Annotated in this window: 21 protein-coding genes and 1 tRNA gene; 19 read left to right on the top strand and 3 right to left on the bottom strand. The window is 32.0% G+C overall.

Annotation, left to right across the window (positions count from 1 at the left end):
• Positions 1 to 1,441 (top strand): autotransporter outer membrane beta-barrel domain-containing protein (locus L8W64_RS07020; RefSeq protein ID WP_263673288.1); only part of this gene is annotated, 1,441 nt, incomplete at its 5' end.
• Positions 1,442 to 1,709: 268 nt separating this feature from the next.
• Here L8W64_RS07020 and purM read toward each other — a convergent pair.
• Positions 1,710 to 2,699 (bottom strand): phosphoribosylformylglycinamidine cyclo-ligase, encoded by a 990-nt coding sequence (purM, locus tag L8W64_RS07015; protein WP_263673286.1) that lies wholly within the window; start codon positions 2,697 to 2,699, stop codon positions 1,710 to 1,712.
• A 58-nt stretch (positions 2,700 to 2,757) separates the two neighbouring features.
• On the opposite strand from purM, the gene coaE reads away from it, so the two are divergent.
• The 3 genes from coaE to L8W64_RS07000 are packed head-to-tail and all read left to right on the top strand — an operon-like array spanning position 2,758 to position 4,778.
• Positions 2,758 to 3,360, top strand: coding sequence for a dephospho-CoA kinase (gene coaE / locus L8W64_RS07010; RefSeq protein WP_263673285.1), 603 nt, complete (start codon positions 2,758 to 2,760; stop codon positions 3,358 to 3,360).
• Positions 3,347 to 4,096: a diaminopimelate epimerase gene (gene dapF, locus L8W64_RS07005; protein WP_133319131.1), complete on the top strand. Its 750-nt coding sequence runs from the start codon at positions 3,347 to 3,349 to the stop codon at positions 4,094 to 4,096. The genes coaE and dapF overlap by 14 nt, the downstream gene beginning before the upstream one ends.
• Positions 4,071 to 4,778, top strand: coding sequence for a glucosaminidase domain-containing protein (locus L8W64_RS07000; RefSeq protein WP_133319132.1), 708 nt, complete (start codon positions 4,071 to 4,073; stop codon positions 4,776 to 4,778). Before dapF ends, L8W64_RS07000 begins: the two co-directional genes overlap by 26 nt.
• On the opposite strand, the gene L8W64_RS06995 is transcribed toward L8W64_RS07000, so the two are convergent.
• Both L8W64_RS06995 and L8W64_RS06990 read right to left on the bottom strand, forming a co-directional pair.
• The gene (locus L8W64_RS06995; RefSeq protein WP_263673283.1) at positions 4,775 to 5,836 is read right to left on the bottom strand and encodes an ATP-binding protein; all 1,062 of its coding nucleotides are present in this window, start codon (positions 5,834 to 5,836) and stop codon (positions 4,775 to 4,777) included. The genes L8W64_RS07000 and L8W64_RS06995 overlap by 4 nt on opposite strands.
• Positions 5,837 to 5,854: 18 nt before the next feature.
• Positions 5,855 to 5,930, bottom strand: a tRNA-Ala gene (locus tag L8W64_RS06990).
• A 227-nt stretch (positions 5,931 to 6,157) separates the two neighbouring features.
• Here L8W64_RS06990 and rpsJ point away from each other — a divergent pair.
• From rpsJ to L8W64_RS06915, 15 genes are read left to right on the top strand one after another with little or no spacing between them, the layout of a single operon-like run.
• Positions 6,158 to 6,469 carry a 30S ribosomal protein S10 gene (gene rpsJ, locus L8W64_RS06985; RefSeq protein ID WP_012660810.1) on the top strand — a complete coding sequence of 104 codons (312 nt, stop codon included), beginning with the start codon at positions 6,158 to 6,160 and terminating at the stop codon, positions 6,467 to 6,469.
• Between the two features lie 9 nt (positions 6,470 to 6,478).
• A complete protein-coding gene (gene rplC / locus L8W64_RS06980) occupies positions 6,479 to 7,054 on the top strand; it encodes a 50S ribosomal protein L3 (protein WP_012660811.1) in 576 nt (191 codons plus the stop codon).
• Entirely contained in the window at positions 7,051 to 7,665 is a 615-nt protein-coding gene (gene rplD, locus L8W64_RS06975; protein WP_039617137.1) for a 50S ribosomal protein L4, read from the top strand. Before rplC ends, rplD begins: the two co-directional genes overlap by 4 nt.
• Before the next feature lies 1 nt (position 7,666).
• A complete protein-coding gene (locus L8W64_RS06970; RefSeq protein WP_039617139.1) occupies positions 7,667 to 7,948 on the top strand; it encodes a 50S ribosomal protein L23 in 282 nt (93 codons plus the stop codon).
• A 1-nt stretch (position 7,949) separates the two neighbouring features.
• Positions 7,950 to 8,780 (top strand): 50S ribosomal protein L2, encoded by an 831-nt coding sequence (gene rplB / locus L8W64_RS06965; RefSeq protein ID WP_039625087.1) that lies wholly within the window; start codon positions 7,950 to 7,952, stop codon positions 8,778 to 8,780.
• Between the two features lies 1 nt (position 8,781).
• On the top strand, positions 8,782 to 9,063 hold the full coding sequence (gene rpsS, locus L8W64_RS06960) for a 30S ribosomal protein S19 (RefSeq protein ID WP_039664929.1): 282 nt from the start codon (positions 8,782 to 8,784) through the stop codon (positions 9,061 to 9,063).
• A 9-nt stretch (positions 9,064 to 9,072) separates the two neighbouring features.
• A complete protein-coding gene (gene rplV, locus L8W64_RS06955) occupies positions 9,073 to 9,447 on the top strand; it encodes a 50S ribosomal protein L22 (RefSeq protein WP_039617143.1) in 375 nt (124 codons plus the stop codon).
• A gap of 1 nt (position 9,448) precedes the next feature.
• On the top strand, positions 9,449 to 10,150 hold the full coding sequence (gene rpsC, locus L8W64_RS06950) for a 30S ribosomal protein S3 (RefSeq protein ID WP_039617145.1): 702 nt from the start codon (positions 9,449 to 9,451) through the stop codon (positions 10,148 to 10,150).
• A 2-nt stretch (positions 10,151 to 10,152) separates the two neighbouring features.
• Positions 10,153 to 10,578, top strand: a complete 426-nt coding sequence (rplP, locus tag L8W64_RS06945) for a 50S ribosomal protein L16 (RefSeq protein ID WP_012660818.1) — start codon at positions 10,153 to 10,155, stop codon at positions 10,576 to 10,578.
• Complete coding sequence (gene rpmC, locus L8W64_RS06940) at positions 10,565 to 10,750, top strand: 50S ribosomal protein L29 (RefSeq protein WP_012660819.1); 186 nt, start codon at positions 10,565 to 10,567, stop codon at positions 10,748 to 10,750. Before rplP ends, rpmC begins: the two co-directional genes overlap by 14 nt.
• A 9-nt stretch (positions 10,751 to 10,759) precedes the next feature.
• On the top strand, positions 10,760 to 11,011 hold the full coding sequence (gene rpsQ / locus L8W64_RS06935; RefSeq protein ID WP_039617148.1) for a 30S ribosomal protein S17: 252 nt from the start codon (positions 10,760 to 10,762) through the stop codon (positions 11,009 to 11,011).
• Positions 11,011 to 11,379: a 50S ribosomal protein L14 gene (gene rplN / locus L8W64_RS06930; RefSeq protein WP_012660821.1), complete on the top strand. Its 369-nt coding sequence runs from the start codon at positions 11,011 to 11,013 to the stop codon at positions 11,377 to 11,379. The genes rpsQ and rplN overlap by 1 nt, the downstream gene beginning before the upstream one ends.
• Positions 11,379 to 11,606 (top strand): 50S ribosomal protein L24, encoded by a 228-nt coding sequence (gene rplX, locus L8W64_RS06925; protein WP_012660822.1) that lies wholly within the window; start codon positions 11,379 to 11,381, stop codon positions 11,604 to 11,606. The genes rplN and rplX overlap by 1 nt, the downstream gene beginning before the upstream one ends.
• A 1-nt stretch (position 11,607) precedes the next feature.
• Complete coding sequence (gene rplE / locus L8W64_RS06920; protein WP_263673282.1) at positions 11,608 to 12,153, top strand: 50S ribosomal protein L5; 546 nt, start codon at positions 11,608 to 11,610, stop codon at positions 12,151 to 12,153.
• A 1-nt stretch (position 12,154) separates the two neighbouring features.
• A complete protein-coding gene (locus L8W64_RS06915; protein WP_012660824.1) occupies positions 12,155 to 12,340 on the top strand; it encodes a type Z 30S ribosomal protein S14 in 186 nt (61 codons plus the stop codon).
• Positions 12,341 to 12,342 lie beyond the last annotated feature (2 nt).

Genomic DNA, 12,342 nt, shown 5'->3' with positions numbered 1-12,342 from the left:
TATCACTGTAGGTAGTGGCGGCGGTAATACTTCTATTTCAAATGGTTCCAATGGTAATATCGGTGGTGGTATAGTTAATAATGGTAATAATGATGTTAATATAGATAACCAAGGTACAGTTAAACCTGATAAAGATGGTAATCACATTACTAATAATGGTAATGGTAATGTAAATGTAGGAGATTGGATAGTAAAACCAAATGAAGATGGTAGCTTTGATGGAGCTATTAATGTAGGTGGAAATGGAAGTGGCTCTACAAATATAGACAATATCACAGTAGATACTTCAGATCCAAATTTTGATGCAAGCAAACCTATCAATCCTGACAATATAGTTAATAATACTGGTAGTGGTGGTAGCATAGGAGTAGGTAATGTTGGTTCAAACAATGATTTATTAAATTTAGTTTATGATCCTATAACAGGACAATATAAAACCTTAGCAGATGTAAGTGCTGGAGTGGGTTCGGTTATGGCTCAAACAATAATTAACACTTATATGATGAGATCATTCTTCCTTGATACTGTTTTAGATGATGCATCAAGAATGGCTTACAAACATGCAAGAATACACAATAATCATAAAACAAATAAAGACTTAGTAGGTTTTGATGCAGATGAGCATTATCACGGCTTTATATTGCCTTATTTTTCATCTAATAGCATTAAGCTTTTAGGAACAAATGATTATTCTAAAGGAAATACTAAAGGTGTAGTAGCAGGTTTTCATACTTTAAAAGATATAGGTATGCTAGGAGCTTATGTAGGAACCGAAGAGGCTAATATGGATACTAAAGATTATTTCTCTTTAAAAATGCAAACAGTGTATGCTGGTTTGAAGTATTCTAATATTTTATTAGAAGATGAGATAAAAGAAGCCTTTTTTAAATTCCATACCAAAGCAGCATATACCAAAAATGATGTGCAAAAATTTGTTGATAAAGGAAAAAGAGAGGCTAATGGTAATACAGATACCTATGGTTATGGAGCAAGTATTGGAACTGGTATGAATTTTTATTTAGATGGGGTAGATAATATAATTACTCCTGAGGTGTCTTTAAACTATGAAGGTGGTTTCACAAAAGCTTTCAGCATGCATGGAGATGGAGCATTAAATCATGAAAGATATTATAAGAGTGAATTAAATCTCTTTTCAAGTACAGCGTCTCTTAAATGGCTTAATAAATGGCATCCGCAAATTAGCACTTCATTTGAAGCAGGTGCAAGAATTAATTTTAATCCTGAAGTAGAATCAAGAGTAAATTTTGCAAACTTAAAAGCAAGCGAAACCTTAGATTTGCCAAGAACTTATCAATATGCAAGTGCGTCTTTGATTTTTTCTTTGGCAGAAGATTTAGAAATGTCATTTAATTATAATGGAACTTTTGCAAATAATTCTCATTCGCATACGGGATTTTTACAGTTTGACTTTATATTTTAATAATGATTAACTAAGCCTTTTAAGGCTTAGTGTTTAATTAATTGCCTAGAGTTTGTTAAAACAGATTATAAAATGACAAAATAAAAATTTAAAAAAGCACAATTAGCACAATAAAGTTAAGAATGTGCCAATGTTGAATATAAAAACTATAAAAGTTTTTAGTATTATAAATAATTTAAAAACAATAAACTCCTTATTAAATACACTCTATCACATTAAGCTTATTTTTAAGCTCAATGTGATTTATTAGCAAACTCTAGGGAGTTAATTACTCTAAAACAACCCCTTCATTTAGCACAACTTCGCCTATTACATAAGCATCTGAGTTCTCTAAAACTTTTCCTACATTAGATGGATCTACCACCATAACTAAGCCCACACCCATGTTAAAGCTTCTATACATTTCAGCTTCTTCTACGCTTTGGCCTATTTGATAAAAAATTTCAGGAGTTTTTAGATGATGTTTTCTAATAATAGCACCTATTCCTCTTGGAAAAACTCTAGGTAAATTTTCTACTAAACCACCACCTGTTATATGAGCTAGTGCATTGATGAAGAGTTTTAATTTTAAAAAGTCTTTTACATAAATTCTTGTAGGTTCAAGTAAAATATCGATTAAATTTTTACCATCTATTTTATCATCAAATTTAAGCTTTTGTACTTCAAATAATACTTTTCTAGCTAAAGAATATCCATTAGAATGAAGCCCACTACTAGGCAAAGCTAGTAAAATATCTCCATTTTTTACAAAATTTCTTCTATCTATTTCATCTTTTTCAGCCATGCCCACTGAAAAACCTGCTAAGTCAAAGTCATTGTTATGATACATTCCAGGCATTTCAGCAGTTTCTCCGCCTATTAAGGCACAATTTGCTTTTTTACAACCATTAGCAATCCCTGCTACAACCTTTTTAGCTACTTCTACATCTAACTTTGCACTTGCATAATAGTCTAGAAAAAACAAAGGCGTAGCAAAATTACAAATTAAATCATTCACGCACATTGCTACTAAATCTTCGCCTATGGTGTCAAATTTTTGACTATCAATAGCAAGACGCAACTTTGTGCCTACCCCATCTGTTGCTGCTAGCATAACAGGATTTTTAAAACCACTTGGCATGGCAAAAGCGCCTGAAAAAGAACCTATGCCACCTAAAACATTTTCATTAAAAGTTTCTTTTACTAAAGGCTTGATTGCTTCTACAAAAGTATTACCATTATCTATACTTACGCCCGCATCTTCATAACTTATATTCATTTATCTTCCTTTAAGAATTTAAAAGGTATTTTAACTAAAAATATTTTAAGGTTAAATTATGCAAAATGCTTATTTTGTGACTTCAAGTATAGCAGGTGGAAAGTCAAGCTTTATAAAAATAGTTCAAAATTTGGGTTTTGATACTTTAAGTGCAGATGTGATAGCTCGTGAGCTTTTAAATGAAAATGCTAATTCTATAGCTAAGCTTTTTGATAATGATGATTTACTTATAGCAGGAAAAATAGATAGAAAAAAGCTTGGTGCTATTGTATTTAATGATTTAAACGCTAAAAAAAAGTTAGAAGGTTTTTTACATCCTAAAATCAAAGAAGAAATTTTACAAAAAGCACTAATTTTAGATAAAAAAAACAAGGCTTTTTTTATAGAATTGCCTTTATTTTTTGAAAATAATCATTATCAAGATCTAGGAAAAAGTATATTGATTTATGCTCCAAAAGAAATTTTATTAAAAAGATTAATGCAAAGAGATAATTTAGATGAAAATGAAGCCTTAAAAAGAATTAATTTGCAACTTGATATAGAAGAAAAACTAAAAAAAGCAGATTTTGTGATAAAAAATATTTCAAGTTATGAAAAATTTGAAGAAAATGTGCTAAATTTTTTAAAACATACTTTAAAGGTTAAAAATGAAATTTTATAAATATTGTGCAAGCGGAAATGATTTTGTAGTATTTGCAGATGGTGAAAAAAAAGATCGTAGCGAGTTAGCTAGAATTCTTTGTAATCGTTATGAGGGCATAGGTGCTGATGGGCTTATAGTAGTTGTGCCTCATGATAGATATGATTTTGAATGGGAATTTTATAATTGCGATGGCAGTAAAGCAAATATGTGCGGTAATGGATCGCGTGCAGCAGCTCATTTTGCTCATCATTATCTAAAAAAATCACAATATTTAAATTTTTTAACTGGAGCAGGACTTATAAAATCATTTGTTGATGATGACATGGTAGAGATTAAATTAAGCGGAGTGAAGGATATTAAAGAAGCTTTTAAACATAAAGATAGAATTTGGCAAGGATGTAATACAGGTGTGCCACATATGGTGACTTTTGTTGATGATTTAAATGAATTTGATGTAAATTTATGCAAAGAAGTGCGTAAAAAATATAATGCAAATGTTAATTTTGCTAAAATAGAAAATGAAGAATTTATAAGAGTTAGAACCTATGAACGCGGGGTAGAAGATGAGACTTTAGCTTGTGGTACAGGTATGGGAGCTTGTTTTTATCTTGCTTATTTAAATCAAAAAGTTAAAGATGATATTTTAGTAAAGCCAAAAAGCAAAGAAAATTTATATTTTAGATTAGAGGATGATCAAATATTTTTCAGAGGAAAGGTAAAGTGCTGTTTTGAAGCTGATTATAATTTTACTTAGTAGTTTTTTATTTTTAAAAGCTGAATTTATAGCAGGTTTTGATAAACATTATTATGCTTTAAGTATAAAAGAAAAGCGTGAAGTTTTTATCAAAAAAATCAATGCTTTGTTGGATGTTTCTTTCAAAGAAATTGAAAATGAAAAAGAATTTATAGATATTTTTTTTGAGGAAGCTTTAAAGAGTAATTTTAGAAAACTAAATTCTAATGCTGTGCAAAAACTATGGTTTTTAAAAGAAAAATATCGCGTTAAAAATTTATACGATCACAAGGAATACCAACTGCGTATCCAAAAAGTTCCAAAATCTTTAGCCATAGCTCAAGCAATTATTGAAAGCGCAACTGGTACAAGTCGTTTTGCTAAAGAAGCAAATAATTTATTTGGAGAATGGACTTGGGGCGAGAAAGGTTTGATTCCAAAAGAAAGAAGTGAAGGTAAAACTCATAAAATTCGTATATTTGATACCTTGCAAGAAAGCGTGGATTCATACTTGCTAAATTTAAATCGTCATGATGCTTATAAGGAATTTAGAGCTTGGCGGTGGGATGCTATAAATCAAAATGAAAAACTTGATGGCAAAGAAGCGGCAAGTCATTTGGAAAAATACTCAGAGATCAAAAGTAATTATACTAAGCTTATTATTTCTATCATAAATCAACATAAGCTTGATGAGTTAGATTAATTTCCTAAAGCCCACTCATCAAAAGGTAAAATCATCACACGCACCCCTTCTATGAAAAACTCATCTCTTTGTGAAAGCGTGATGATATAAATAGTCGAAAGTGTGAGTTGGTTTTTACTAAGTATTTTTTTGACTTTTAAACTAAGTAAATCTTTATCTTTAAAGGGCGAGCATAAAAATGCATTTTTAAGACTTGGTAAGTAAAAATCAAAATATTTGGTATAAAAAATTTCTTGTTCAAATTTAAACAACTCGCTTAAAATCAAATTTTCAAACAAAGCACTAAAGTCTTTTTGTATGCTTAGAGAATTTTTTAGTGAAAAGTCCCAAAAATATACTTTTTTTAAATTCTTTTCAAGATTTTTTACAAAATACAAAGTGTAGTTTGATTCTAGTTTTTCTATGCTTTTATATAAGGTATCTTTGGAAATTTTTATAGTATTTTTTAGTGTTTTTAATAGCTCATTAACGCTAAATTCATTCCCAAGTTCCAAGGCAATTTGTTTGAGTATAGTAAGCTCTAATGGAGTGTAAAAACTTCTTAAGTATGATGGGTTTGTGTTAAAATTATGATTTAAAATCACATTGCGTCCTGTATGTAAAAAATAACTTACCATGGTTTTAGTGTCAGCGTATTTTTTGTTTAAGCTTAAAAATTCTTCAAAGTCCAAATAATCTAAATGAAGTTCTTCAAAATAATCTAAATGAAAATTGCTATCACAAACACTTAATATGATTTGCAAATTAAGGTGTTTTAAACTGGCAAAGTCAAAATCATGAGCAAAGTTGCAAAGTGCTAAAAATTTAATCTGTGGATTATAGGTTAAAAACGAATTTAAATTTACCAAAGCACTTGCTTGAAATTTTAAATCATCACAATCGATAAAAAGTATATTTTCGCTTTTGTACAAAGATAAAAAATTTAAAATTAAATTTTTCTTACCACTTGCAAAACCACCTTTTATAATGATGTTTTTATGGGTTTGAATTTGAATTTTTCTTTCATCAAATTTTTGAAATTTTGGGTAATTATCGTAAAAAAATTGTAGTGATTTCATAAATTTCTTTGTAATTAATGGTGGAGCATAGCGGGTTCGAACCGCTGACCCCAACGCTGCCAGCGTTGTGCTCTCCCAGCTGAGCTAATGCCCCTTTAGATTTTGAAATCATACTATATTTTTTCTTAGATTTTCTTAATGTATAAAAAATCTTGTAAATTTTATAAAATTTAATTTTTATCCTTTTTAAAAGGAAAATAATTAAAAAAAATGCATAAATTTCTTGACATAGCAAAGGCTCTTTTTATATAATCTCAACATCATTATTATATGGTGGTTAGATTCTTATGGGTCTAACGAGTTCTTTACAAAGGAAAAAATATGGAAAGAATCAGGCTTAAGCTAAAAGCTTATGACCACAGAGTTCTAGATCGCACAGTTGCAGCAATTGTAGAAGCTGTTAAAAGAACAGGTGCTGACATCAGAGGTCCAGTGCCAATGCCTACAAAAATCAAAAGATACACAGTTTTGAAATCTCCACACATCAACAAAGATTCACGCGAACAATTTGAGATGAGAATTCATGCTCGTATGCTTGATATTGTAGCAGCTACTCCAGATACAGTAGATTCACTCACTAAGCTTGACTTGGCTCCAGAGGTCAATGTTGAAGTAAGAGCTATGGGTAAATAAGGATAGAATATGGAATACATTGTAGAAAAAATTGGTATGAGTAGAACAATCAGCACACCAAGCATTCCTGTAACCTTACTTAAACTTGTTCAAACTAAAGTATGTGAAGTAGAAAATGGAAAAGCTTTGGTTGCTTATGTAAAAGGCAAAGCAAATAATAAATGCATTGCGGGTCAGCAAAAAAAATACAATCTTTCAGCTGAATATAATAGATTTGCTTCTTTAGAAGTAGCAAACACAGAAGCAGGTGATATTGATCTTAATCCTTTAAAAGAAGCTTCTATCTTAAAAGTAAGCTTTAATTCTAAAGGTAGAGGTTATAGTGGGGTTGTTAAAAGACACGGATTTGCCGGAGGTCCTGCAAGTCACGGTTCAAGATTCCACAGACGCCACGGATCAATCGGTAACCGCGAATGGCCAGGTCGTGTTCAACCAGGTATGAAAATGGCAGGTCATTATGGTAATGTAAAAGTTACTGTTAAAAATGAAGTAGTTTCATTTGATGAAGAAAATGGCATCTTAGTAGTAAAAGGTGCGGTACCAGGATTTAATGGTGCTATGGGTAAAATAAGGATTGCAAAATGAGTAAAGTAACTGTTTTAAATGATAAATTTGAAAAAGCTAGTGAACTCGATCTTCCAGCAAAATATGCAGAAGTTAATCCTCACAACCTTTATTTATATGTAAAATCTTATCTTGCTAGCCTTAGAGCAAACACAGCTCATACTAAAGGTAGAAGCGATGTAAGCGGTGGTGGTAAAAAACCATGGAGACAAAAAGGTCGTGGTGGTGCAAGAGCAGGTTCAACAAGAACGAATGTTTGGGTTGGTGGTGCTGTAGCATTTGGCCCTACAAACAATCGTAATTATTTCCAAAAAGTTAATAAAAAACAAAAACGCTTAGCGCTTGAAAGAGCATTGGCTGATAAAGCACAAAACAATGCATTATTCTCAGTAGATAGTTTAAGCATTGAAAGCGGTAAAACAAAAGATGCAAATGCAGTTATTAAAAAGCTTGGTTTAAAAGATGCTTTAATTGTAAAAGATTTACTAGATGAAAAAACACTTCTTGCTTTTAGAAACTTAGCAAATTGCTATGTAGTTGATATTAGCGAAGTAAATGCTTATTTAGTATCTGTATTTAATGCTGTTATCATTGAAAAAGCAGCGCTTGAATCTATCGTAAAAGAGGGTTAAAATGGCAGATATTACTGATATAAAAACAATACTTTACACTGAAAAAAGCTTAAACCTTCAAGAGCAAGGTGTTGTAGTTATTCAAACTTCTCCAAAAATGACTAAAAATGGTCTAAAAGAAGTTTTAAGAGAATATTTTGGTGTAACTCCAGTAAGAATTAATTCTTTAAAAATGGATGGAAAAGTAAAGCGTTTTAGAGGTCGCGAAGGTCAAAGAAATAGCTTTAAAAAATTCTATGTTAAGCTACCAGAAGGTGTGAGCTTAGAAAGTTCGGAGGCATAAGATGGCAATTAAAACTTATAAACCATATACTCCAAGTAGAAGATACATCACAGGTGTAAGCTCTGATGATATCACAGCAAAAGCTAGTGTGCGTTCATTACTTGTAAAACTTCCAGCTCATGCAGGTCGTAACAATAATGGTAGAATCACAAGCCGTCATAAAGAAGCAGGTGCTAAAAAACTTTACAGAATTATAGATTTTAAAAGAAGAAAATTTGGTATTGAAGGTAAAGTTGAAGCAATCGAGTATGATCCATACAGAAATTGTCGTATTGCATTAATCTCTTATAGAGATGGTGAAAAAAGATACATCTTACAACCAAAAGGTTTAAGCGTTGGTGATGTTATTTGTGCTGCTGAAAGCGGACTTGACATTAAGCCAGGTAATGCAATGAAATTAAGAAATATCCCAGTGGGTACTATCGTACACAATATCGAGTTAAAACCAGGCAAAGGCGGTCAAATGATCCGTTCAGCAGGTGCTTATGCTCAATTAATGGGTAAAGAAGAAAAATACGTTATCTTAAGACTTGCAAGTGGTGAAATGAGACAAGTTTTAGCTGAATGTATGGCAAGTATCGGTGAAGTTGGTAATGAAGAATGGTCAAATGTGACTATCGGTAAAGCAGGTAGAAATCGTCATAGAGGTATTCGTCCTCAAACAAGAGGTTCTGCGATGAACCCAGTTGATCACCCGCACGGTGGGGGTGAAGGTAAGAAAAATTCAGGCCGTCATCCAGTTACTCCATGGGGTAAACCAACTAAAGGTGCTAAAACTCGCCGTAAAAAAGCTAGCGATAAGCTAATAATTTCAAGAAGAAAAGGAAAGTAAGATGGCTAGGTCACTAAAAAAAGGTCCTTTTGTTGATGACCATGTAATGAAAAAAGTCATCGCTGCTAAAAAAGCTAACGATGGTAAGCCAATTAAAACTTGGTCAAGACGCAGCACTATTATACCTGATATGATAGGTTTAACTTTTAATGTTCATAATGGAAAAAGCTTTATCCCAGTATATATTACTGAAAATCATATCGGTTACAAATTAGGTGAATTTGCACCTACTAGAACATTTAAGGGTCATAAAGGCTCTGTTCAGAAAAAAATAGGTAAGTAAGGGAGATTTATGAGTAGAGCGTTAATTAAATTCATAAGATTATCTCCAACTAAAGCGAGATTGATTGCTAGAGAAGTTCAAGGTATGAATGCAGAGCTTGCATTAGCTAGTTTGAAATTTATGCCAAATAAAGGTGCTAAATTTATAGCAAATGCTATTTCAAGTGCTGTAGCAAATGGCGGATTTGAAGCAAATGAAGTTGTTGTTTCAAGTTGTCGTGTTGATGCTGGTGCGGTTTTAAAAAGATTTAGACCAAGAGCTAGAGGAAGTGCTAGTCGTATTAGAAAGCCAACTTCACACATTTTGGTAGAAGTTAGTAAAGTAGAAGCAAGTGCTGAAAAAACTACAAAAGCTAAAAAAGCATCAGTGAAAAAGGAAAGCTAATATGGGACAAAAAGTAAATCCGATTGGTTTAAGACTAGGAATTAATAGAAATTGGGAATCAAGATGGTTTCCTACAAAAGCTAATTTAGCAGAAAATATTGGTGAAGATTATAAAATCAGAACATTTTTAAAAAGAAAACTTTATTATGCAGGAATTAGCCAAATTCTTGTAGAAAGAACAGCGAAAAAATTAAGAGTAACTGTTGTAGCTGCAAGACCAGGGATTATTATTGGTAAAAAAGGTAGTGATGTTGATATTTTAAGAAAAGAACTTCAAGATTTAATCAAAAAAGAAGTTAATATCAATATCAAAGAAGAAAGAAAAGCAGGTGCTTCAGCTCAGCTTGCAGCTGAAAGTGTTGCTACTCAACTTGAAAAAAGAATTGCTTTTAGAAGAGCAATGAAAAAAGTAATTCAAGGAGCGCAAAAAGCAGGTGCTAAAGGGATTAAAGTTTCAGTTTCAGGCCGTTTAGGTGGTGCTGAAATGGCAAGAACTGAATGGTACCTAGAAGGTCGTGTTCCACTTCACACTTTAAGAGCAAAAATCGATTACGGTTTTGCAGAAGCACATACTACTTATGGAAATATAGGTATTAAAGTATGGATCTTCAAAGGTGAAGTTTTACAAAAGGGTGTTCAACCTGAAAAAACCGAAGAAAACGCTCCAGCTAAAAAAACTAGAAGAGCAAGAAGAGGTAAATAATCATGTTAATGCCAAAAAGAACAAAATATCGTAAAATGATGAAAGGGCGTAACAGAGGTTATGCCAACAGAGGGACTGAATTTACTTTTGGTGATTTTGCCCTAAAAGCAACTGAAGCTGGCCGTATCAATTCACGCCAAATCGAAGCAGCTCGTATTGCTTTAACTCGTTTTGTAAAAAGACAAGGTAAAACTTGGATTAGAGTTTTCCCAGATAAACCTCTAACTAAAAAACCTTTAGAAACTCGTATGGGTAAAGGTAAAGGTGCAGTTGAGGAATGGGTAATGAACATTAAACCAGGTCGTATTATTTATGAAATGGCAGGGGTTAATGAAGAAATGGCAAGACAAGCTTTAACTTTAGCGATGCATAAATTGCCATTTAAAACTAAGTTTGTTACAAGAGAGAGCCAAAATGAAATATACTGAGATTAAAGATAAAACAGCAGGTGAGCTTGCAACAATGCTAAAAGAAAAAAAGGTGCTTTTATTTACTTTAAGACAAAAGCTAAAAACAATGCAGCTAACTAATCCTAAAGAGATTAGCGAAGTTAAAAAAGACATCGCTAGAATCAATACTGCAATTAGCGCTTTAAAATAAGGATAGAAAATGGCATTTAAAAGAGAAATTCAAGGTGTTGTTGTTCAAATTGCTGGAGATAAAACAGCAACAATTTTGGTTGAAAGAAAAGTGGTTCACCCAAAATACAGAAAAATCGTAAAACGCTTTAAAAAATATTTAATTCATGATGAAAGAAATGAACTTAAAGTGGGAAATACTGTAGTTGCTATTGAATGTAGACCACTTTCTAAGAGAAAATCATTTCGCTTAAAAACTATAGTATCAGCAGGAGTTGAGTAATGATTCAAAGTTTTACTAGGCTTGCAGTTGCTGATAATAGCGGTGCAAAAGAATTAATGTGTATTAAGGTTTTAGGTGGTAGCAAAAGAAGATACGCTACTGTTGGTGATGTAATCGTTGCATCTGTAAAAAAAGCTCTACCAAATGGTAAAGTTAAAAAAGGTCAAGTGGTAAAAGCAGTTATCGTTAGAACTAAAAAAGAAATTCATAGAGACAATGGTTCTTTAATTCGTTTTGATGAAAATGCAGCAGTTATTCTTGATGCTAAAAGAGAGCCTATCGGAACGCGTATTTTTGGACCAGTAGGTCGTGAAGTAAGATATGGTGGCTTTATGAAAATTGTTTCACTAGCACCGGAGGTGTTGTAATGAAATTAAAAATTAAAAAGAATGATATGGTAAAAGTTATCGCAGGCGATGACAAAGGCAAAACAGGTAAAGTTTTAGCAGTATTTCCTAAGACAAATAAAGTAATTGTTGAAGGTTGTAAAATCGCTAAAAAAGCTGTTAAGCCAAGTGATAAAAATCCAAATGGCGGTTTTATCAATAAAGAAATGCCAATGGATATTTCAAATGTAGCAAAGGCAGGAGAATAAGATGATGAGATTGAAAGAAAAATACACTCAAAATATCAAACCTGCTTTAGTTAAAGAATTTGATATTAAAAATCCTATGCTTGTTCTTTTTATTGAAAAAGTTGTAATCAGTGTAGGTGCTGGGGAATTAGCAAAAGATCAAAAAGTATTACAAAATGTTGCAGATACTATTTCATTGATCGCTGGGCAAAAAGCAGTTATCACAAAAGCTAAAAAATCAGTTGCTGGTTTTAAAGTAAGAGAAGGCTTCCCAGTAGGTGTAATGGTAACATTAAGAAAAGACAATATGTATGCTTTCTTAGATAAGCTTATTACTATAGCTCTTCCTCGTGTTAAAGACTTTAGAGGTCTTCCAAGAGATGGTTTTGATGGAAGAGGAAACTATAACTTTGGTTTAGATGAGCAGTTAATGTTCCCAGAAGTTGAATATGATAAAATCTTAAGAACTCATGGTATGAACATTTCTATCGTTACAACAGCAAAATCAGATAAAGAGGCACAAAAATTATTAGAATTATTTGGCGTGCCATTTGCAAAAGGAAAGTAATATGGCTAAAAAATCAATGATTGCAAAAGCTGCCCGCAAACCTAAATTTAGCGTTAGAGGGTATACTAGATGCCAAATTTGTGGAAGACCACATTCAGTTTATAGAGATTTTGGAATTTGTAGAGTTTGCTTAAGAAAAATGGCAAATGAAGGTTTAATTCCTGGTCTTAAAAAAGCAAGTTGGTAAGA

Source organism: Campylobacter sp. IFREMER_LSEM_CL1097 (assembly GCF_025772225.1).
GTDB classification, from domain to species: Bacteria; Campylobacterota; Campylobacteria; order Campylobacterales; family Campylobacteraceae; genus Campylobacter_D; species Campylobacter_D lari_D.
This window is presented reverse-complemented; position numbering and strand designations above follow the sequence as displayed.

Coding starts and splice junctions, on each gene's coding strand:
- rplX (WP_012660822.1), top strand. CDS start 11,379: ATGAAATTAAAAATTAAAAAGAATGATATGGTAAAAGTTATCGCAGGC.
- L8W64_RS06970 (WP_039617139.1), top strand. CDS start 7,667: ATGGCAGATATTACTGATATAAAAACAATACTTTACACTGAAAAAAGC.
- purM (WP_263673286.1), bottom strand. CDS start 2,699: ATGAATATAAGTTATGAAGATGCGGGCGTAAGTATAGATAATGGTAAT.
- rplC (WP_012660811.1), top strand. CDS start 6,479: ATGGAATACATTGTAGAAAAAATTGGTATGAGTAGAACAATCAGCACA.
- rplV (WP_039617143.1), top strand. CDS start 9,073: ATGAGTAGAGCGTTAATTAAATTCATAAGATTATCTCCAACTAAAGCG.
- rpsC (WP_039617145.1), top strand. CDS start 9,449: ATGGGACAAAAAGTAAATCCGATTGGTTTAAGACTAGGAATTAATAGA.
- rpsS (WP_039664929.1), top strand. CDS start 8,782: ATGGCTAGGTCACTAAAAAAAGGTCCTTTTGTTGATGACCATGTAATG.
- coaE (WP_263673285.1), top strand. CDS start 2,758: ATGCAAAATGCTTATTTTGTGACTTCAAGTATAGCAGGTGGAAAGTCA.
- rpsQ (WP_039617148.1), top strand. CDS start 10,760: ATGGCATTTAAAAGAGAAATTCAAGGTGTTGTTGTTCAAATTGCTGGA.
- rplP (WP_012660818.1), top strand. CDS start 10,153: ATGTTAATGCCAAAAAGAACAAAATATCGTAAAATGATGAAAGGGCGT.
- rpmC (WP_012660819.1), top strand. CDS start 10,565: ATGAAATATACTGAGATTAAAGATAAAACAGCAGGTGAGCTTGCAACA.
- dapF (WP_133319131.1), top strand. CDS start 3,347: ATGAAATTTTATAAATATTGTGCAAGCGGAAATGATTTTGTAGTATTT.
- rpsJ (WP_012660810.1), top strand. CDS start 6,158: ATGGAAAGAATCAGGCTTAAGCTAAAAGCTTATGACCACAGAGTTCTA.
- rplB (WP_039625087.1), top strand. CDS start 7,950: ATGGCAATTAAAACTTATAAACCATATACTCCAAGTAGAAGATACATC.
- rplD (WP_039617137.1), top strand. CDS start 7,051: ATGAGTAAAGTAACTGTTTTAAATGATAAATTTGAAAAAGCTAGTGAA.
- rplN (WP_012660821.1), top strand. CDS start 11,011: ATGATTCAAAGTTTTACTAGGCTTGCAGTTGCTGATAATAGCGGTGCA.
- rplE (WP_263673282.1), top strand. CDS start 11,608: ATGATGAGATTGAAAGAAAAATACACTCAAAATATCAAACCTGCTTTA.
- L8W64_RS06915 (WP_012660824.1), top strand. CDS start 12,155: ATGGCTAAAAAATCAATGATTGCAAAAGCTGCCCGCAAACCTAAATTT.
- L8W64_RS06995 (WP_263673283.1), bottom strand. CDS start 5,836: ATGAAATCACTACAATTTTTTTACGATAATTACCCAAAATTTCAAAAA.